This window comes from Novosphingobium endophyticum (genome assembly GCF_014640675.1).
Lineage (GTDB): Bacteria > Pseudomonadota > Alphaproteobacteria > Sphingomonadales > Sphingomonadaceae > Novosphingobium > Novosphingobium endophyticum.
The window spans coordinates 1-19,226 of the sequence record NZ_BMHK01000004.1 but is presented as its reverse complement, the minus strand read 5'-3'; the positions used below and the strand labels follow the sequence as shown (position 1 = coordinate 19,226).

At 57.6% G+C, this 19,226-nt stretch carries 18 protein-coding genes and 1 pseudogene; 8 read left to right on the top strand and 11 right to left on the bottom strand.

What is annotated here, in order from left to right; translation table 11 throughout:
- Positions 1-107 precede the first annotated feature (107 nt).
- The 8 genes from IEX32_RS03910 to IEX32_RS03875 all read left to right on the top strand — a co-directional run bounded on the left by IEX32_RS03910 (position 108) and on the right by IEX32_RS03875 (position 8,200).
- Positions 108-449, top strand: coding sequence for a hypothetical protein (locus IEX32_RS03910; RefSeq protein WP_188768597.1), 342 nt, complete (start codon positions 108-110; stop codon positions 447-449).
- A complete protein-coding gene (locus IEX32_RS03905; protein ID WP_188768595.1) occupies positions 449-2,242 on the top strand; it encodes a hypothetical protein in 1,794 nt (597 codons plus the stop codon). The genes IEX32_RS03910 and IEX32_RS03905 overlap by 1 nt, the downstream gene beginning before the upstream one ends.
- Before the next feature lie 307 nt (positions 2,243-2,549).
- A complete protein-coding gene (locus IEX32_RS03900) occupies positions 2,550-2,858 on the top strand; it encodes a D-Ala-D-Ala carboxypeptidase family metallohydrolase (protein WP_188768594.1) in 309 nt (102 codons plus the stop codon).
- Positions 2,843-2,998, top strand: a complete 156-nt coding sequence (locus IEX32_RS03895; protein ID WP_188768593.1) for a hypothetical protein — start codon at positions 2,843-2,845, stop codon at positions 2,996-2,998. Before IEX32_RS03900 ends, IEX32_RS03895 begins: the two co-directional genes overlap by 16 nt.
- On the top strand, positions 2,998-3,612 hold the full coding sequence (locus tag IEX32_RS03890) for a hypothetical protein (RefSeq protein ID WP_188768591.1): 615 nt from the start codon (positions 2,998-3,000) through the stop codon (positions 3,610-3,612). The genes IEX32_RS03895 and IEX32_RS03890 overlap by 1 nt, the downstream gene beginning before the upstream one ends.
- A 197-nt stretch (positions 3,613-3,809) precedes the next feature.
- Complete coding sequence (locus IEX32_RS03885; RefSeq protein WP_229735924.1) at positions 3,810-5,498, top strand: heparinase II/III family protein; 1,689 nt, start codon at positions 3,810-3,812, stop codon at positions 5,496-5,498.
- Positions 5,499-5,812: 314 nt separating this feature from the next.
- Complete coding sequence (locus IEX32_RS03880) at positions 5,813-6,988, top strand: glycosyltransferase family 4 protein (protein ID WP_229735914.1); 1,176 nt, start codon at positions 5,813-5,815, stop codon at positions 6,986-6,988.
- Positions 6,989-7,003: 15 nt separating this feature from the next.
- Positions 7,004-8,200 (top strand): hybrid nucleoside-diphosphate sugar epimerase/sugar transferase, encoded by a 1,197-nt coding sequence (locus tag IEX32_RS03875; RefSeq protein WP_188768588.1) that lies wholly within the window; start codon positions 7,004-7,006, stop codon positions 8,198-8,200.
- A 19-nt stretch (positions 8,201-8,219) separates the two neighbouring features.
- Here IEX32_RS03875 and IEX32_RS03870 read toward each other — a convergent pair whose 3' ends face one another.
- The 11 genes and pseudogenes from IEX32_RS03870 to IEX32_RS03825 all read right to left on the bottom strand — a co-directional run bounded on the left by IEX32_RS03870 (position 8,220) and on the right by IEX32_RS03825 (position 19,062).
- Positions 8,220-10,349, bottom strand: coding sequence for a bi-domain-containing oxidoreductase (locus IEX32_RS03870; protein WP_188768586.1), 2,130 nt, complete (start codon positions 10,347-10,349; stop codon positions 8,220-8,222).
- A 2-nt stretch (positions 10,350-10,351) separates the two neighbouring features.
- A pseudogene (locus IEX32_RS21045) lies at positions 10,352-10,507 on the bottom strand (DapH/DapD/GlmU-related protein); the annotation flags it as partial.
- Positions 10,508-10,871: 364 nt separating this feature from the next.
- A complete protein-coding gene (locus tag IEX32_RS03860; protein WP_188768582.1) occupies positions 10,872-12,095 on the bottom strand; it encodes an MATE family efflux transporter in 1,224 nt (407 codons plus the stop codon).
- Positions 12,082-13,359, bottom strand: a complete 1,278-nt coding sequence (locus IEX32_RS03855) for an O-antigen ligase family protein (protein WP_229735909.1) — start codon at positions 13,357-13,359, stop codon at positions 12,082-12,084. Before IEX32_RS03855 ends, IEX32_RS03860 begins: the two co-directional genes overlap by 14 nt.
- Positions 13,346-14,614 carry a UDP-N-acetyl-D-mannosamine dehydrogenase gene (gene wecC, locus IEX32_RS03850; protein WP_188768580.1) on the bottom strand — a complete coding sequence of 423 codons (1,269 nt, stop codon included), beginning with the start codon at positions 14,612-14,614 and terminating at the stop codon, positions 13,346-13,348. The genes IEX32_RS03855 and wecC overlap by 14 nt, the downstream gene beginning before the upstream one ends.
- A complete protein-coding gene (wecB, locus tag IEX32_RS03845) occupies positions 14,611-15,774 on the bottom strand; it encodes a non-hydrolyzing UDP-N-acetylglucosamine 2-epimerase (RefSeq protein ID WP_188768579.1) in 1,164 nt (387 codons plus the stop codon). Before wecB ends, wecC begins: the two co-directional genes overlap by 4 nt.
- Before the next feature lie 52 nt (positions 15,775-15,826).
- Entirely contained in the window at positions 15,827-17,758 is a 1,932-nt protein-coding gene (locus IEX32_RS03840) for a polysaccharide biosynthesis protein (protein WP_188768578.1), read from the bottom strand.
- A gap of 429 nt (positions 17,759-18,187) precedes the next feature.
- Positions 18,188-18,406 (bottom strand): helix-turn-helix domain-containing protein, encoded by a 219-nt coding sequence (locus IEX32_RS03835; RefSeq protein ID WP_229735908.1) that lies wholly within the window; start codon positions 18,404-18,406, stop codon positions 18,188-18,190.
- 4 nt (positions 18,407-18,410) lie between these two features.
- Positions 18,411-18,638 (bottom strand): hypothetical protein, encoded by a 228-nt coding sequence (locus IEX32_RS20580; protein ID WP_229735905.1) that lies wholly within the window; start codon positions 18,636-18,638, stop codon positions 18,411-18,413.
- Positions 18,639-18,693: 55 nt separating this feature from the next.
- On the bottom strand, positions 18,694-18,840 hold the full coding sequence (locus tag IEX32_RS20575) for a hypothetical protein (protein ID WP_229735902.1): 147 nt from the start codon (positions 18,838-18,840) through the stop codon (positions 18,694-18,696).
- A 75-nt stretch (positions 18,841-18,915) separates the two neighbouring features.
- A complete protein-coding gene (locus IEX32_RS03825; protein ID WP_188768577.1) occupies positions 18,916-19,062 on the bottom strand; it encodes a DUF3363 domain-containing protein in 147 nt (48 codons plus the stop codon).
- Positions 19,063-19,226: the final 164 nt, after the last annotated feature.

The following is a 19,226-nucleotide window of genomic DNA, read 5'->3' as shown; positions in this document are numbered from 1 at the left end:
ATGGCAAACCGCTTCTCCCCGTCCACCGGCGGCTTTTGCGACACGGGGTCAAGCGGCATATCCCGAATGACGCGGTCGCAATCACGCGTGCACGCCATGCCGAACTGATGACCGCGGAGTCGGCCGGGGGCCGCATCGTCGCCTCGCCGAAAGCCGGCAAGCCGATGATCGAGTGGCCGGCCGACACGATAACCACGTCCCGCGCCCTGCTCCTCGCCCGCATCAAGCGTGAGACCGCGCGCCGCATCGATGCCGTCAGCCCCGCCTGGCGCCAGCTCGACGACCTGCGCGAACCGAGCGAGGGCGCCGCCCGCGTCTCCGCGATCGACGCGATTCGCCAAGCGTCTAACGCGATCGAGACGCAGCTCGGCGACTTTGAAAGCGATGAGGTCTATTCCTTTGCCATTGTCGACAACCCACATTGGCCCATTTTTGAGGAATACGACTAATGGCAAAAATATCAGGACTGCCCCCCCTTGATGCTGGAGATGTGAATGGCACGGAAATGGTTCTGGTGCTCAAAAACGGTCAAACATGGGGGTGCGCGATCGCCGACGCAATTGGCCCGGCAGCCCAGCCGTTTGTAGACGCCGCCGCGCTATCGGCCGGTTTCGCCGAAGCCTTTTCTGGTCCCGTCCATGCGAGCGTGGCTGCAGGGGAAGCTGCAATCCAATCAGGTCTGGTGTTTCGCGTCGACAACGGAGACGGGACCCTGTCGCCGCACCTGCGCACCTCCGATGGGTCTATTCCGCTCGAACCGCTCGCGACCACTGGCCACCTCGGGTCCGCGCAAGGTGCTGGCTCGGTGGGGGTTAAGCGCCCCGAAGCTAATGCAGTAAAGCAGACAACATTTGATATCCTGACGCGCGTCATCCGTCCGTCGCCGTTGTCGTTTAATGGCAAAGGGGATGGTGCCACTGATGATACGGGCCCGATCCTCGATTGCATTGAGAAAACTGGGCGACTGTTTCTCCCTAAAGGAACATGGCTCTGCGACAGCGAGGTTCTTACAACGGCGCTGGAGGCGGTCGGCAATGTTACCCTCGTCGGCGAGGGGCAGGACAGCATCCTAGCCTTTACGGATGGAGGGCTGAATCTTCGGGGGCGGGCATTCCGCTACGGCACGCTTCGCGATATTCATTTGCGCGCCCTCGGGTCAGATCAGATCCTTCTCAACCTAATCGCGTTGAACGACAATGACTGGCCCGTTCGCTGGGTCATCGACAATATCCGCTGTTCGTCGTCATCCCTGCCGTCAGCGAACAACACCGGCATCGCGATTGGCGGTGGGTGGATAGGGTCGATTATCAATCCAATTGTGCAGGGTCTTGGCAAGGGCATCCATATCTATCCTACCGCCCTTGCTTCCCCGGCCGTAGCGTTCAACGGCCTCAACATCGTTGGAGGCGAAATCCAGGGAAATGTGACCGGGGTCGACATGGCCTCCCCCCTGAACGTCAACTTCTTCGGTACTGCCATTGAAGGAAACCGAGGCAGCGGAGCACTGATCCGTAGCGGAAGCCGGTCCGTCAGCTTCTACGGCTGCTATTTTGAGACTAACGGGATCGACACGCCAGCCTCCAGCAACGACATTCGCCTTGAAGTTTCCGGTGCTCTGGACACGCTCTATAGCGTCCTGGTTGATAGCGGCTGCACCTTCCTCAGAGGAGACACGGGCGCGCCGACCGCGATATGGGCGAACAAGTGTCAAGAACTGCTGGTCGAGGAGGGCGCTGTATTTAATGGCTACACCAACCGCCTTGAAATCAACGAGATTGCCGCCACAACCGTCACGGGGGCATTCCGTGCGCGCTCCAGCGGTGCTAATATCCCCGTCGTTAACAATAGTAATTCGTTTGGCGATCCCAAATCTTTGGTGTCGCAGATAGGGTCGCCCGCAATGCCGGATGCGGCGACCACAACTTCGGGCGAGATATATCTCGTGCTTTCCTCTCAGGCGGCCAAACTGGGTTCAATCACTATCAATTTCACCGCTGATGCGGCGGGCGCTGTCATTTTCCGGGTTGAGCCATTCGACGTAGCGACCGGCGTGGCGCTGGCTACATTCAACGTCAACGTCGCAGCGGTCGTCGGCCGAAATATTGCGACAAGTATCTTTAATTTCGATTCCCGCTCTATGCGTGGCAAGACCACAGCCGTTCGTGTCGCAAGGCTTGGGGCGAGCGATGTCAACGCAGGCTCCACAACACTTTCCTCAATCGAGTTGCGGTGGAATGCCTGAAACCGGAACCGACGCTCAAGCCCTCGCCACGGATCACGCCCAAGTGCGGGGCGTATCCGCCGTGCTCGCGGTCGTGAAGGGTGCCGTCTGATCGTGGTCGGCCCGATCCTGACCACCGTCGCTACGAGGCTGGCCGGTCGCGCAGACGTAATCCTAGCAGTGTAACTATGAAAAACGACGACTTCCTCCCCTGGCTCCTCTCTCTGTTTTGCCTCGCTGCACCTGCGCACCAGCGACATAGACCCGCATTTCCGGGGGCTGGTTTCCGACATCCTCGACTTCTTCGCGCACCGAAGGGACTGACCCCATGCAGCTTTCCGAGCATTTCACGCTCGAGGAGATGATCCGCCCGCAGACGGCCGCGGGGCGCGGGATCGACAATACGCCTTCGCCAGAAGTCATTGCGAACCTCGAGGCGCTGTGCCTCAACCTGCTGGCGCGGGTTCGTCTGCATTTCGCAGCGCCGGTGCTCGTCAGCAGCGGCTATCGCTGCCCCGAACTCAACGTCGCGGTCGGCGGATCGCGGACAAGGCAATACTCGAAGGCAAGGCAGGTGACTTCCGTGTCCTGGGGCACCGAAACATCGACGTATTCCAGTGGATGTGGAAGAATCTGAACCACGACCAGCTCATCTACGAGTTTGGCGAGACGGGCTGGATCCACGCCGGCTCGGACGAACGCCGCAAGCGCAACATGGAGCTGACGGCAGTCCGCCGGGGCAGCCGGGTGCAGTATCTGCCGGGGCCGGTGGCGTAATGCTGTCCGCCTGGTTCGCGCGGCCCCTGATTGCCCTTGGCCTGTCCAAGGGCGCGGTCGGCAAGGGGGCGCCATGGGCGGCCGGCGCCTCACTCATCCTCTGCGCGGCCGCAGCATTGGCGCTGGCGGTCCATCTGATCCGCGCGGATGCCGTGCGGGACGATCGCGACGCATCGAACCTCAAGGCCCTCGAAGGCCAGACCGAGGCCGACGCCGATGCGGCCGACCAGAGGCTGAAGGATGACCGCGCCCAGCGCGCGCAGGAGGGGGCTTACCATGACGCACTCAACAGGCCACAGCCCGGCGACAGCACTGATCCTAGCCAGCGCCTTGCTTGCGAGCGCCCGCGCCGGGACGGGCGCGGATACGTCTGCAGTTCCCGCCTGCGGCGGACGTTGAGCAGGCTCAGCAGGCCAAGCCCCACCATCGCGATCGCCACCGACCCCGTCGCCCGCGAAGCCTACAACATCGAAATCGAAGCCTGGGGCGACCGCATCCGCGACGCCGCCGTGCGCGCCTTCCGCTGGATGAACGATCGCGGGGCAACGTTCGCGTGCGGGGAGACAGCGGCGGCGAAAGCGAGGCTTGCGCCGGCATTGTCGAATGGTATCTGATTGGCCACGCAATCGGATTTCTACAATCTGGCCCAGCTACTCCTCAACGAATTCGCGTTTGATTCCAGACTGAGACCGGTGCCTCGGCATGGGCACTTACTCCGTCCGCGCCAACGGCCGCTCGATCTGACAGATTACCCTTGAAGGCTGAGAGGACCAAACGTACGGCACCGACGACTGTAAACGTGGAGATCCGCTTGGCGAATGGCATTAACACCGATCGGAGCGCGGTCGCGACACGAACAGGCAAGTTGCAGCGTTTTTGGGAAACGGTGCGTCATTTAAAGGCGGAGCAGATCCTCTATAGGGCGTGGTTCAGGCTGTATCATCCTGCGCCGGATGTTCGCGCAGCTCCCCATATACGCAACCTCGCAGCCTCATGGGTAAAGCCTGCACGCCGCACGGCCAGTCTGATTGGTCCGACAAGCTTTCTGTTCCTGAACAGTGCAAGAGACCTTGCCGATATCGGCTGGGACGGGGAGGAACTCCCAAAACTGTGGCGCTACAATCAGCATTATTTCGACGACCTCAATGCAATCGGAGCAGATGCGCGCCGTGTTTGGCATTGCGCGTTGATTGAACGCTGGATCGCCGAAAATCCACCGGCGTCAGGAACGGGCTGGGAACCCTATCCGACCTCGCTCCGTATAGTAAATTGGGTAAAGTGGGCGCTAGCGGGCAATGAAACGCCAGTGATGTTTAGGCAGAGCTTGGCGATTCAAGCGCGCTGGCTGTCGCGACGCCTTGAACGCCATCTGCTCGGCAATCATCTCTTCGCCAATGCCAAAGCTCTGATATTCGCGGGCACGCTCTTGGGTGGCGATGAGGGTGACGCATGGCACAGCACCGGAACTCGCATTCTGCGGCGTGAATTGCCGCGGCAGATCCTGTCGGATGGCGGGCACTTTGAGTTGAGTCCGATGTACCATGCACTGGCGCTGGAGGATGTACTTGACCTCATCAACATTCTGCGCATCGGTAATCGCTCACATGCTTTATTGAAAGCCTGCGAGGAACGCGTAACGCTAATGCAGGCATGGCTTTCAACCATGAGCCACCCCGACGGGGAGATCTCCTTCTTCAACGATGCGGCGATCGGCGTGGCACCTGCATCAAATGAATTGTCTGACTATGCCGAACGTTTGGGCTTCACGACTGCAACCGCCACTGATCCCACCGTTTGGCTTGAATGTAGTGGTTATGCCCGTGTTGCAGTCGGTGACGCGGTTCTGCTTGCCGACTTAGCGCAAGTTGGCCCTTCATATCTCCCCGGGCATGCTCATGCCGATACGTTGAGCTTCGAGTTTTCACTCGGTCTGGAGCGGGTCCTGGTGAATGGCGGAACGTCGTTATACGGGCTTGGGGACGAGCGACTTCGCCAGCGTGGGACCGCAGCACACAACTGCGTGGCGGTGGAAGGTTGCAACTCCTCCGATGTGTGGAGCGGATTTCGAGTCGGACAGCGAGCGCGCCCCCTATCGCCGCAGGTGCTCACCCGGGGCGAAGGTGTGATCCTGCGGGCTGGACATGATGGCTATCGATCATTGCCGGGTTCACCGGAGCACTGGCGCCTCTGGTCGTTCGACGGACGGTCGCTGATAATTGAAGATACCGTGACCAATCCCAGCCTATATGCCGAGGCGTATTTTCACCTGCACCCCGACGTTACCGTCGAAACAACGGGTAAGGGCTACGGGATGCTGATCCTCGCTAGTGGGCGGCAATTGACGTGGCGCACCTCAAATGAGGATTGCCGCCTTGAAACCGGCAGTTGGCACCCCGAGTTTGGCGTGACTCGCACCGCGCGGTCCATCATCCTTCCCCTGCGCGAAGGCCGATCGGCGTTCGAAATCCACTTGGATTATGACTGCTCTCCAAGCACTTGAGTTAGCACTCATCGAATGACACTTTGCCTCACGCGACCGTGGATATTGCCAGATCGCGGAACTCTTCCGCCCGATGGCCGGGCTTGATCCGATCGGTAATATTCTGCTTGAGGCAATGCGGGGGTCAAATCTCCAGTTCGTTTGACAAGCGTATCGGCGCAGTCTGCCATGCATATCGAATGCCGTTCGCTGGTATCCGGCATAGGAGGATTGTCTGGCATCGGTGACAACGGGCTTGCCCTAGTCACGACAATGGCGATCCGCTAGGCGCGATTGCCCAACACCCAAGATTGAGCGAGAGATTTGTGAGACTGTTGCTACTCAGCTTCTATTATCCTCCGGACCTTTGCGCCGGATCCTTTCGCTGCTCCGCACTGGTCAAAGCATTGCAGGAAGCATTGCCGGAGTTAGAGATCGATATACTTACAACACAGCCGAACCGCTATCGAGAAAGCAGTGCAAGTGCTCCTGCATTAGAGATCACTGGCAATGTCCGCGTCTTCCGGCTTACGTTGCCTGAACACGACAGCGGTATGCACGATCAGGGTCTCGCCTTCATCGCCTATGCCCGCCAAGGGCTTCGAGCCATCCGCTCCGAGGGGCCTTATGACGCAGTGTTCGCCACCTCGTCGCGATTGATGACCGCCAGCTTTGCTACCCTTGTTTCACGACGGCTGGATCTGCCACTTTACCTCGATATCCGTGATTTGTTCGCCGACACAATGACCGACGTCCTGCCACGCTGGATGGCGACGGCGTTCGCTCCGGTCATCCGCGCGCTGGAGCGGTGGACGTTTCAATCTGCTGGGCGCATCAACGTTGTGTCTGAAGGCTTTGCTGATTATGTGCGCCAAGTCGCCCCAAGCACGGAACTTCGCAATTTTACCAATGGAATCGATGATGAGTTCTTGTCTGCCTCACCCGGAAGGAGGCCGCGGAACGCAGACGCCCCTCCACTGATCGTTTATGCCGGCAACGTCGGCGAGGGACAGGGTTTGCATCGCATCATCCCGGAGGTAGCAAGGAGACTGGGCGATCGCGTAAGATTTCGTGTCATCGGTCATGGCGGCCGCATTCAGCAGCTTCGCGCACAGGTCGGTGACGTGACCGCGAACGTCGAATTGCTACCACCTGTGCCGCGCGCTGAATTGCATAGTCATTATGCCGATGCGGATATCTTGTTCCTTCACCTGAACGATTATCCGGCGTTCCGAAAAGTACTCCCTTCGAAGATCTTCGAATATGCAGCAACCGGACGGCCAATCGCGGCGGGTGTTGCGGGGTACAGTGCTCAGTTCATTCGTGAGCATGTCGAAAATGCTCAGGTATTTCCGCCATGCGATGTAGACGGTATGATCGAAGCCATCGAAATCTTAAGCGATTCGTCCGCACCAGTCGATCGCAGCCCATTTCTAGAGCGATATGCTCGTCGCAGGATCACTACGGCGATGGCGCACGACGTCGCGCAATTCGTTCACTCCAACCACTAAGCGTATTGCATTGACATGAAGATCGTAATCACTGGATGCACCGGCTTCGTCGGACGTGAAATTGTGCCGCTTCTGGCGGCGGCAGGCGCGGAATTGCTGCTGGTAGGGCGGGATCCCGACAAGATCAGCAAGACGTATCCTGGCCTTCCCGTCGCCACCTACGAAGGAATGGTTGAACGCGCGCACGGCTTCGACCTCTTGGCCCATCTGGCCGCGCTGAACAACAATGTGGCGGCGTCGCTGGAAGGGTTTCGCCAAGTCAATGTCGGCATGACCTTAACAACACTGGAGAGGGCCCGCCTTGCCGGAATTGGCCGCTTCGTCCACTTCTCGACAATTCATGCCTTGGACGAAAAGAATATGAGTCACTACGCCCGTAGCAAGCGCGAAGCGGCTGCCGCGATTGCCGCTACGGACATCAAAGCCGTCACGTTATTCCTGCCAGCGGTTTACGGTCGGCAATGGGGTGGCAAGCTGTCGGTGCTAAACAGGCTTCCGCGAAGGGGCAGCGCGATGCTTTTTACGGCCGTGGCAGCCCTGAAGCCGGTCGTCGAAGCTAGAAAGATCGCTGATTTTCTTATGGATGGCGCACCCGCGACGTTCGGAGGGGAAGCCTATCTGCACGATGACAAAGATCAAAACACCGTATTTAGGGCAGTGAAGCGGAGCGTGGAATTGACCTTCGCCATCGCCACCTTACTGCTTTTTTGGTGGTTATTCACAATTCTGTGGGTGTGTGTGCGAACACAATCGCCCGGTCCCGGCATTTTTGCACAAAGCCGTATCGGACGGTTTGGCGAATTGTTCACCTGCTACAAGTTCCGCACGATGGTAAGCGGAACCAGGCAAAGCGGTACGCATGAAATCTCCGAAAGCGCAGTAACCTCGATGGGACGCTTTCTCCGCAAAACGAAGTTAGACGAGCTGCCGCAGGTCTGGAACATACTCCGCAATGAAATGAGTTTGGTAGGCCCCCGGCCATGCCTACCCGTTCAAACCGAATTGATCGAACGTCGCACCGCAGCAAGTGTCTATCAGATGAAACCTGGCATCACGGGCTACGCCCAAATATGCGACGTGGACATGAGCGATCCCGCGCGGCTTACGGCCTATGATGCGCGATATAATGCGCTGCGATCGCTCACTTTCGATTTCGAAATCTTAATAGCGACATTCCTCGGACGTGGTCAAGGTGATCGCACGGCACAATAGTTCACGTCCATCCAGCGTTTCATTGCTGTGCGCGTAGCATGTCCGTAGCTTCGATAGTCACGCGGGCCACTTCCTCCAGCTCATTGAAGGGGATGGGCGCGCCCGCTCCTTCCTTCACGGCCAACAGGAAGGCGGCGGCGCAGACGTCCTGCCCCTTGTCCTGCCGCCATGCCTTCTGGCTACGGAAACGCGGCCAGTTGAAGCCGCGCAGGCGCAGGAAGTTATCAAGTTGCAGAGTCCGCCCGGCCGTGAACACTTCCACCCGTTCCTTGGGGAACGACGTCCCGCCGTTCGCGAGATAATGGATGGTTCCGAACGACCCGTCGGCAAAGCCTAGGGTGATCACCGCCTTGTCTTCCGTCACTTCGATGGCGTCGGTGTCGCCCATTCGGCGCGCGGACATGGCAACGATCGGCGCGCCGACCAAGAAGCGCATCAGGTCGATGTGGTGGCACGCCTCGCCGATGATGCGGCCGCCGCCGATCTCTCCGTCCTGCGTCCAGTGGTCGGCCGGGATGATGCCGGCGTTCATGACCATAATGACGGATTTCGGTTCGCGCACCGGTTCGAGCAAGCGCTTCATCGTCTGCACCAGCGGCGCGAAACGCCGGTTGAAGCCGACCATCAGCAATCGACCGGCGCTGGAATGGGCGCTCTTGACCATTTCCAGTTCGCCCATCGTCAGGGCAAGCGGTTTTTCGACAAAGACGTTCTTGCCCGCATTCAACGCGTCGACGGTTAGTCGGGCGTGGCTGTCGTGGCGGGTGGCGATGGCGACGGTGTTGATCTCGCTGTTGCTTAGTACGCCCACTGTATCGGATGTGGCATTCGCGAACCCGAGGCGCTTGCCCTGCACCACGCTGCTGACGCCGCCGGCGGATGCAATCGTGTGCAATGCCGCGCCTGCCCGGCGGAAAGCCGGGATAAGCATGCGCCCGGCATAGTTACCCGCGCCGATGAAAGCCACGGTCGGCGCTGTGCCCACCGCATCCCGCTCAGGCGCCTGCAGGTGCACGGTGCGCAGGTGCCGCTCCTCCACGGCGTGCTGATAGACCAGCAGGATTCCCAACGAGCCCTTGTCGCTCGCCAGCGCTTCATAGGCCGCCGGGGCATCATCGAAGGCAAACCGGTGCGAGATCAGCGGGCCGACATTGATCTGCCCGCCCGCCATGAGATCGAGCACCGCCTCGAAATTGCGCTGCTCGGTCCAGCGGACAAAGCCGATGGGATAGTCGTGGCCCCGGTCCTCATAGTCCGGGTCATATCGGCCTGGTCCATAGGAACACGAGACCTGGAAGGACAGCTCCTTCTCATAGAAATCCGCGCGGTTGAGCTCGAGGCCCGTAACCCCCACCAGCACGATGCGTCCCCGTTTCCGGCACATGCGCGCCGCTTGCGTCACCGGGTCGGACGACTTAGTGGAGGCGGTGATGATCACGCCGTCGACGCCTACGCCGCGGCTGAATGCCAAGCCCGCCGCGACAGGATCCTCTCCGCCCGCGGGATTGCACGTTTCCGCGCCAAAGCCACGCGCGATGGCGAGCTTCGCTTCGTCGAAATCGATGGCGAGAACGCGGCAGCCCTGCGCGCGCAGGAGCTGGATGGTGAGCAGACCGATCAACCCGGCCCCGGTAACGACGAAGGCCTCGCCAAGTGTAGGGTTTGCCAGACGGATGCCCTGCAGGCCGATGGCGGCGACGACCGTGAAGGTCGCCTCCTCATCGCTCACCCCATCGGGGATGCGAGCGCAAAGGTTCCGGCGGACGGAAACCACATCGGCATGGGCCCCGTTGGACACAACCCGGTCGCCGGGACGGAAGCCCTCGACGCCGGAGTCGGCCTCGCGCACGACACCGACATTGCAATAGCCGAGCGGGATCGGCTGCCCCAGCTTGGATCGCACCGCCTCTATCGTAGTGAGCAACCCATCCGTGCGCACCTTGTCGAGAACCTGTGCGACCTTCTCCGGCTGCTGCCGCGCCTTGGCGACAAGGCCGGCACGCCCGAAGTCGACCAGCATTCGCTCGGTCCCCGCCGAGATGAGCGAGACGGCCGTGTCGATCAACAACTGGCCACGCCGTGCCGGCGGAGCCGGGCACGTTACGAGTTCGGTCTTGCCTGCGGACAGGTCCTGGAGAATTTGTTTCAATTTCTGTGCCTGATTAGCTTTGCGGGAGAGCCGCCCACGATGGACCAGGCCGGTACATCTTTTGTGACGACGCTGCCAGCCGCAATTACTGCCCCTTCACCGATGGTGACTCCTGGAAGAATGATTGCATTGGCTCCGATCCACACGTCAGCGCCGATGGACACCGGGGCGTTTACGTGTCCGGAATTGAAGATGCGTTCTGGAACTGGCGGGATACGGTGGTTGCTGGAGAGTATATGCGTTCCATAGCCGACTAATGTTCGAGCACCTATTCGCACCCCCCCACTTGTTGTAAGCAAAACGCCGTGAGCTAAATCAACATCATCGCCCAAAACAAGATTGTGCCCTGGGAACAGCCAAATTCCTGGGTAGAAAACTACTCTTCTCCCAACCACAGCGCCGAAACACAGCCGAAGGTAACTCGCCTTTAACGAATTGAGCAAGCGGAATCTTGGAAGCGAAAAAATTAGCTTCGACATCCACTCAACAAAAACAACAGCCGCATACCTCATTACGAAATGCCTATCGGATATAAATATTTATAACGAACGAGAAACTAAACAAGCTAACAATTAGGCCGCAAATAGATTGCGCGGGAAAGCGCCTTAGCAGACCGAGCAGCATAAAAACTGAGCTAGATTTCATCAACAGAGCAATGATCATTACTCTATATATATTCATATCATGCATATTTATTAATGAATATGATAGCCCTAGAACTGCCGATGCCCCAAACGAAAGCGAAAGAGAACGATCCAGCGATAAACTTCTAGCTACAGACTGACCAAAAAAACTTAATGAATAGTTCGAGAAGCAAGCAAGAAGACCGCAGAAGATCGGAAATATATGTCGCCTTCCTTCCCCAAGGTACCAAACGAAAATTTCAACACCGAAAGCATATATGGTTACACATATTGCAAACAAAAACGTTGAAAAAACCACTCCAGACCACAAAAGTAATGAAGCCTTTTGTGGCTCACGACAAATAACTGGATAATAATAACTAGAAGCGAGTTGCGCCGGGAAATTTACCCGCGCAGAGAGATCTGACAGCAAATTGTATCCTCCCACGTATGCACCTGGAAGGTATGCTGAAGCAAAAACTCTATCCCCAAAATCGTTAATCAATTTGAACACGTTCTGGACAAACAGATAAGACGCTTGCCTAATATACCCGATACCTGCGTTGAATTTTCCTTTACGAATATACTTTCGCGCAAAAAGCCAAAAAATTATCAAGGTTGCCAAATTTGAAATTGAAATTGCGCCGTAATTCATATAGTCCAAATCAAATACTGCGCCAATTGCGATCAATCCATATAGCATCGCTACGGATAGAGATCTCACGAGATACGCTGTGCCCATTTGAAAATTCCCATCCATAGTCCCCCAAAGAGGGGTATATAGAGAGAATAACAGCAAAGAAAACGAAATGGATAACCCTAAATATAAGTAAGATTCGTGAACAAATAATGATATAACTGCAGAACCAGCAGAAAGCGATAATCCAATTACCAGATTAGGTAAGAACAAATTTCCATAAGTTGCAAATTCTTCATTATCCGATATGTTTCTAACCAAAATAGGTCGAAAAAAGTCGGCGATCCCAAAAAGTCCATGCGCAAGAATTGACACAGTCGCAATGCTCAATTTCTCGGGGCTTAAGCCCCGAGAAATGATTGGTATTGCGAGCAAAGAAGCAACGAGCGCAATTATTGCACCCGCCGTCATGCTAACCTTTTGCATGACGCGAGTCCCCTCGCTCAGCGCTGGACCAATACGCGCAAATATAGATGATAACCGCAAGCATCGGCGCAATTGCTGGCTGACGCATGGGAACATTCAAATTGTTACTCACCAATAGAAAAACAACTAATGCGATGCCAGTATGGCGACCTAAATAGTCGCTATAGGGCGAGAGCACTCTCTTCATAGCTAACGAAAGCAAAAGAACGCAAATGATCAAAAATAGGCTGCCGCCTAAAAGCCCCGACCACAGAAATGCGTCAACATACATGTTGTGAGCACTGGGGGCATTAGCGTTTATGAAAAGAATTTCCGAATTTGGCGGTAAAAAAAATGTGCCGAAAAATGGATTTTCTTTAATAATTATAATAACATCTTTAATCATGGTATCTCGATTGCCGAGGTACTTTTCAGAATTATCTAGGCTGGCAAGCTTGGCGAATAGTTTGAATTCAGAATTCGCAAAAATATCTGCGATCATAGATGGATTTATAGCTATAAATCCAAGTACGAGAAGCAAACCAAAGGCGAGAACGCGACGGACACCGCCGTGCGCAAGGAGCACAAACACACAATATACTATTATAACAAGTAGAGCTTCTCTAGCAGCACAAAATGCTACAGATGCGGCCGCCGCCATGTTTGTAATTATCAATACAAATTTATTGGAACTATATAATCGCGAAAAATGGCACGCATTTATAATAATTACGCCATAAGCTATTACTGTTGGTACAGACACTGCAATTTGATATTGCCCGGGAAGTATAAGATTCTGCGACACCCTCCCACCGTCTTGTAGACCCCCATAAATAAATAATTCCAGTGCCCCAGATACGAAATAGTAAAATATCGTAAATCCTGCGCCGATCGAGAATGCTTTAATAAAGGATATGAACCTATCATTCTCATAAATAGATGAAAGGTAAAACATCCAAAGGAATACGACACACCACTGACCACCATACAAGAAAGCTGTAGGCGCATATATCGTAGAATAAATAGATGACATAGCTAAGCAGTACACTGTAAATGCAACTGCTAGAAATGTGATCGCCGACGGATATATCTTGATCGGAGATCTACGGGATATACCTAGGATCACGGCCAATGGTAAGGCTAGCAGGGAGAGGGGAAAAGCAAATCCTTCCTGCGCTAGCGGACTGGTGGCCAACAAAATTGGACTTCCAACCTCAAGGAACAGGCCGAGAGGCATCAAAAATCCGATAATTTGGTCCGCGAGATTCGGATTACGCGAATGCATTTGCGCCCCATACGCCGCGCACATCTACGCTTAATTCGGAAGGAGGTCGATCATTCTTGAATTCGCAATGATCGACCAACATGACATGCACGTCTGCCGATCCAGCCTGCCTTTGTCCAACTAGCTCAGCCTTGCCGAGCTTTGCGGGCAACGTCTCGATGTTCGGCTCCACAGCCAGCACCCGGCCGGAATGCGCTTCCGCCAATGCCTTCACAATCTCCACCGCCGGGCTTTCGCGCAGGTCGTCGATGTCAGGCTTGAATGCCAGCCCATAGCAGGCAATCGTCACGTCCGCTTCAGCCTGGCCGGGGTTGGCTTCCAGGTGCCGCGCGACAGCTTCCTTGACCTTGGCCAGAACCCATTCCGGCTTTGCGTCGTTCACTTCCCGCGCCGTGCGGATCAACGTGGCCTCATCCGGTGCACTGGCCACAATGAACCAGGGGTCCACCGCGATGCAATGACCTCCCACGCCGGGGCCCGGCTGGAGAATGTTCACGCGCGGGTGGCGGTTGGCGAGGCGGATCAGCTCCCATACGTCGATATCCAGCTTGTCACAGATTACCGACAGCTCGTTGGCAAAGGCGATGTTGACGTCACGGAAACTGTTTTCGGTGAGCTTGGCCATCTCGGCCGTGCGTGCATTGGTCACCACGCATTCGCCATCGACGAATATTTTATAGAGCGCGACCGCGGCATCGGAGCACTTGCGGGTCATGCCGCCGATCACGCGGTCGTTGTGGATCAGCTCCTGCATCACCTTGCCTGGCAGGACGCGCTCAGGACAGTGCGCGATGCGGACATCGGAAGCTTCGCCGGCTGTCTGCGGGAACGTCAGGTCCGGCCGCACCTCGGCAAGCCACTCGGCCAGCTGCTCAGTAGCGCCGACCGGAGACGTCGATTCCAGAACCACAAGGTTGCCCGGCCGAAGCACAGGCGCAATCGCGCGCGCCGCCGCCTCAATGTAGCTGAGATCAGGCTCATGGTCATTGCCACGAAACGGCGTCGGCACGGCAATCAGGAATGCATCCGCCGGCTCCGGCTCAGTCGTGGCCCGAAGATACCCTTCGGTCACGGACGAGTGGACTGCAATGTCGAGATCCGGCTCGACGATGTGAATCTCGCCACGATTGATCGTCTCAACCGTGCGCGCGTCTACGTCCACGCCAATCACCTTGATTTTGCGCGAGGCAAACATAGCAGCGGTAGGCAGTCCGATGTAGCCTAGACCGATCACCGATATAGTGGCGTTGTTCATGCTGTCTGCAATTCCTTGTTCCGAGCTGACGCCTGCGACCATGCGGCGAGAGCTTCGACGATTCTCTGGCTGGCGGTTCCGTCCCCGTAAGGATTGTGCGCAAAGCTCATTCGTCCATACTCGTCCGCGTCGGTCAGCAGACGCGCAACCTCACGTACGATCAGGGCTGTGTCGGTGCCGACGAGCTTGACCGTGCCAGCCTCGACGGCTTCGGGGCGTTCGGTCGTGTCGCGCATGACGAGAACGGGTTTGCCCAACGAGGGTGCCTCCTCCTGAACACCTCCAGAGTCCGTAAGGACAATGTGCGCCCGGTCCATCAGGTACACGAAAGGCAGATATTCCTGCGGTTCGATGAGATGAATGTTTGGCACCGTAGAAAGCAGACGCTTCACCGGCTCCTGCACCTGCGGATTGAGATGAACGGGATAGACGACATCTACATCCGGGAAATCATGCGCAATCGTCGTCAGAGCGTTACATATGCGCTCAAATCCGTCTCCGAAGCTCTCGCGACGATGTCCTGTTACCAGGATCATGCGCCGCTCTTCGCTCAGCGCGGGCAGTTGATTTTTCAGGTGAGCAGCGAGATGGCCATCGCCACTCAAGCGCTCGACAACTTGCAGCAGCGCGTCGATGACCGTGTTTCCGGTCACCAGAACCCGGTCTGGGTCGACGCCTTCGCGGTTAAGGTTGGCCGCAGCCGAGGATGTAGGTGCGAAGTGAAAAGTGGTGATCGCGCCGGTGAGCTTGCGGTTGGCCTCTTCCGGCCAAGGCGAGTAGAGATTGTGGGTTCTCAGGCCCGCTTCCACATGTCCAATAGGTATCCGATGATAATAAGCGGCGAGGCTGGCGGCAAAGGTCGTTGCCGTATCCCCATGTACCAGGACCATGTCGGGACGGAATTCCCCAAAGATCTTCCGCATCCCGAGCAGAACGGCGCTGGTGATATCACTGAGATCCTGCCCTGGACGCATGATCTCGAGATCATAGCTGGCCTCGAGACGGAAAATCCTAAGAACCTGGTCCAGCATCTGCCGATGCTGACCAGTGACGCAAATCCGGCAATCGAAACGATCATCATTGGTGAGGAGCAAAGCCAGAGGTGCCATCTTGATGGCCTCGGGCCTCGTTCCGAAAACGAGCATAACCTTAATCGGCATAGACTGACTTATCCGTTCCGTTTCAAGCGGGGGCAATTGCCATACGTAAACATCACTGCACGGACTCCTGCGCGCCCATCGGGGCCTGATATTCGGGCACGAGTTCACGAAGCACCGAAAGTGCCGCGTGGGCATCTCCCTTAGCCAAAGCCTGCTCTAAGTTCTCCAGGTTCGCCGACAGGTTTGGCCACGGAAGCGTTGCCTCGCGTGCCTGCATTATCCGCGAATGCGCGGTCGGCGCTGGGTTGTCGCCGATCAGCAGTTCCTCGTACAACTTTTCTCCAGGACGCAGGCCTACTTCTACAATCTCAATGTCTCCATCGGGCGATGCCTTATCACGCACGGCCAGACCCGAAAGCCGGACCATTGTTTCCGCCAGATCCCGAATACGCACCGGTTGCCCCATATCGAGGACGAAAACTTCCCCCCCCCGCGCCATTCCGCCTGCCTGTATCACGAGCTGCGATGCCTCAGGGATCGTCATGAAATAGCGGGTGACGTCGCGATGGGTTATTGTCACCGGTCCACCTGATGCGATTTGCGACTTGAACAGAGGCACGACCGACCCACTGGAACCCAGCACATTGCCGAAGCGAACCATCGTGAACAGCGTTTTTTCCTGATCCAGTGCTCTCGCCTGAAGCACCAGTTCACAAATTCGCTTGGACGCCCCCATGACGTTGGTTGGCCGGACCGCCTTGTCCGTACTCACCAGGATGAAACGCTGTACGCCAACCTGCTCCGCGGCCAAGGCACAATGAAGAGTGCTGAAAATGTTGTTCCGCAAGCCGGCAATTGGATTGCTTTCCACCAGCGGTACATGTTTGTAAGCCGCCGCGTGGTACACGCTTTCCGGCTGCCAGCGGCGGAAGATCCGAAAAACAGTGTCGCGATCCGCGACATCGGCAAGCTCTGGCACGATCTCGACGCGGCAGCCATCCTGCTCCGCCAGCTCTCGCAACTCACGGTCAATCGCGTATAGGGAATATTCCGACTGCTCAACGAGAACGAGCTGCCGCGGCCGGGAGCGTATGATCTGACGGCAAAGCTCGCTGCCGATGGATCCACCGGCTCCGGTAACCATCACCACTTTGCTGACCAGAGAACGACCCATAAGCAATTCGTTTGGGGCAACAGGATCGCGCCCCAGCAGATCCTCAACCTGCACGTCACGCAGATCGCTCGTCGTGACGTGCCCGTCAATCAATTGCCCGATGCCCGGAAGCATCCTGACCCGGACCCTGCTTTTCTGCAGCGCGGCGACAATCTCCCGCCTCCGGGATCGCCGCGCGCTGGGAATCGCCAGCAGAACCTCATCCACATCGCGCTCTTCCACCACGCGGTCGAGCGACGAGGAGTGCCAGACACGAATGCCATCGACCTGCTGGCCGCCTAGTCGCTCATCATCATCTATATAGCCGACGAGGACGAGGTGAGGCTCCTGTCGCAGAGAATTACCAAGCTGCTGGCCGCCACGCCCAGCTCCGTAAATCAGCAGCCTTCGGCGTTCTTCGGTTTGGCCGCGAGCCGCATGCAGCACATCGCTGACAATGAACCGCATGCTCAGCCGGCTGAACATGAGCAGCAGAAAGAATACTATCGGATGCAAAGCCGCAAGGGTTCGAGGCACGCCATCTACCCGCACCAACGTGAAAATCACAAAGAGCGGCGCAGCGAGCAGTGCGCATGCGTAGCACAACCTTGTCAGGGCACGCGCACCAGAGTAGCGGATCAAGTTTCGATAAACACCGACAAACCACGCGAACGGGATCCAGAACGCGAAGGCAGCGCTGGCGAACGTCAGAGTCGTCGCCGCATCGGTTGGCCACTCACCGAGCCGCAGGGCGAACGCAATCCATGCTGCACAGAAACACAACAGCCCATCGGTAGCGAAGACCAACCATCTCCGGACCGGCCGGCGGATCGACACGACCTTGTCCAACATGCCGACTATCAAGGGCGCAAGTCTTTCCTGGATTGCCATACCGCCCCTATCGCGTTCTAATTGAAAGATCTGAGACAGCACGCGCGGACAACTGTTTCAAATCAGCGTCAGTTCTCCCCGCGCAACGGCCGAGAGCGCAGCGGGCTTAGAGTTGAGAGCGCGGCAGGACAAGCCTCTTTTCGCTATGAACCAGGGATCCCCCCAAGAAGCAGCGGCCTTTCGAGCCAGATCAGATTGATGCGTCCTGCGTTTTCCGGAGGCTGTTCAGTTTGTCTCGAGCAGCCATATCGAGGTGTCGATGGCTGCATAGCAATTGGCTTGGCCTCCGCGGGCGGATGTGCCCGATAGGAGCGAATTGGCGGGGGCTATTGAACCAAGCGCCCCCGCGCAGGGTTCTATTTCCACCGCAGATGCGCTCGGCCATGAACGCTGGTGCCAGATGACCTCGGCTGATGGTCGGCGGGGCGGTCAGGAATGCTCGATCAGCCCGCGCAAGCTCTTCATCGGCACCAGCGTCATGGCGCCGACCTTGACGATCTCGAGCTGCCCGTCGGCAATCAGCTCGTAGAGCTTGGACCGGCCGATACCGGTGAGCCGGCAGGCTTCGGGAATACGCACCGCAATCGGTTCAAGCTGGGTTTCGCGGTGCGGCGGCGTTCCGTTCGCGATCATGTTGCTCTCCTTCATCTGTCTATCCCCCTTTTCCGGTATGGACGCGGCCAAGGCTGCGATCGGGCCGGGGTTCGGCGCTGGCGGTGCGGGCCGCGAGACGGCCCGCAGCCTTGGCGAACTCGTCGTAGCGAAGCCGGCCGAGGCGCTGCGTCTCGGGATCGAAGGTGGGCTGGTGCGCGGTGAGTGTGAGCTGGTGGCGCACGAATAGGCCGAGCGCTTCGGTGAGAAAATCGAGCTTCTCCTCCATGCGCTCGGCACTGCGGCTCTGCCGGTCGAGCCGGACGGCAAAGCGGGCGTCGAGCTCATGGGCCGCGCGGCGCTCGAACCAGGCGGTGAGCGCATCGGTGAGGATCGCGGTCTTCGACGACGGGCTCGGCCGCCATGGCGTCGAGCCGGGCCGACAGGTCGTCGGGAAGATAGAACTGATGGCGGGTCTTGCGCGTCTTCATGCCGGCAAGGATGCGGCATCCCGGTTTCGGGCAACAGACACTCGCTGGTGCAGCCTCATGCCTGCCCGGGGAATCTCAGCCGATTTCCGGACCCGAGCGGCCGCGGCCGAACCTCCAGCTGATGGTCCCGGCGCGCTCGATGCCCGATACCTCGCGCCCGATCTGCCTTTCCAGCACCGGGCGCCAGGACACGAGGGCAAACTCCCGCGACTTCAATGCCACCCATCAGCCGACTGGCTCAGCCGATGAACAACCTCCTGATGCTCCACACCTAGTGGTTCCCGCCTAACGGAAGAGTCCTGAAAGGGATTCCCAGGCCGAGGCGCCTATGCGATGGGAGGGCATGCGCACTGGAATAGCCTTTACCGTTTCTCCCACCGACCGCC

Excerpts from the sequence above, each read along its gene's own strand:
- IEX32_RS03875 (WP_188768588.1), top strand. The coding sequence starts at position 7,004 with ATGAAGATCGTAATCACTGGATGCACCGGCTTCGTCGGACGTGAAATT.
- wecB (WP_188768579.1), bottom strand. The coding sequence starts at position 15,774 with ATGCCGATTAAGGTTATGCTCGTTTTCGGAACGAGGCCCGAGGCCATC.
- IEX32_RS03835 (WP_229735908.1), bottom strand. The coding sequence starts at position 18,406 with ATGAAGGAGAGCAACATGATCGCGAACGGAACGCCGCCGCACCGCGAA.
- IEX32_RS03905 (WP_188768595.1), top strand. The coding sequence starts at position 449 with ATGGCAAAAATATCAGGACTGCCCCCCCTTGATGCTGGAGATGTGAAT.
- IEX32_RS03900 (WP_188768594.1), top strand. The coding sequence starts at position 2,550 with ATGCAGCTTTCCGAGCATTTCACGCTCGAGGAGATGATCCGCCCGCAG.
- IEX32_RS03860 (WP_188768582.1), bottom strand. The coding sequence starts at position 12,095 with ATGCAAAAGGTTAGCATGACGGCGGGTGCAATAATTGCGCTCGTTGCT.
- IEX32_RS03895 (WP_188768593.1), top strand. The coding sequence starts at position 2,843 with ATGTGGAAGAATCTGAACCACGACCAGCTCATCTACGAGTTTGGCGAG.
- IEX32_RS03910 (WP_188768597.1), top strand. The coding sequence starts at position 108 with ATGACCGCGGAGTCGGCCGGGGGCCGCATCGTCGCCTCGCCGAAAGCC.
- wecC (WP_188768580.1), bottom strand. The coding sequence starts at position 14,614 with ATGAACAACGCCACTATATCGGTGATCGGTCTAGGCTACATCGGACTG.
- IEX32_RS20580 (WP_229735905.1), bottom strand. The coding sequence starts at position 18,638 with ATGGAGGAGAAGCTCGATTTTCTCACCGAAGCGCTCGGCCTATTCGTG.
- IEX32_RS03890 (WP_188768591.1), top strand. The coding sequence starts at position 2,998 with ATGCTGTCCGCCTGGTTCGCGCGGCCCCTGATTGCCCTTGGCCTGTCC.
- IEX32_RS20575 (WP_229735902.1), bottom strand. The coding sequence starts at position 18,840 with ATGAAGACGCGCAAGACCCGCCATCAGTTCTATCTTCCCGACGACCTG.
- IEX32_RS03840 (WP_188768578.1), bottom strand. The coding sequence starts at position 17,758 with ATGGCAATCCAGGAAAGACTTGCGCCCTTGATAGTCGGCATGTTGGAC.
- IEX32_RS03855 (WP_229735909.1), bottom strand. The coding sequence starts at position 13,359 with ATGCATTCGCGTAATCCGAATCTCGCGGACCAAATTATCGGATTTTTG.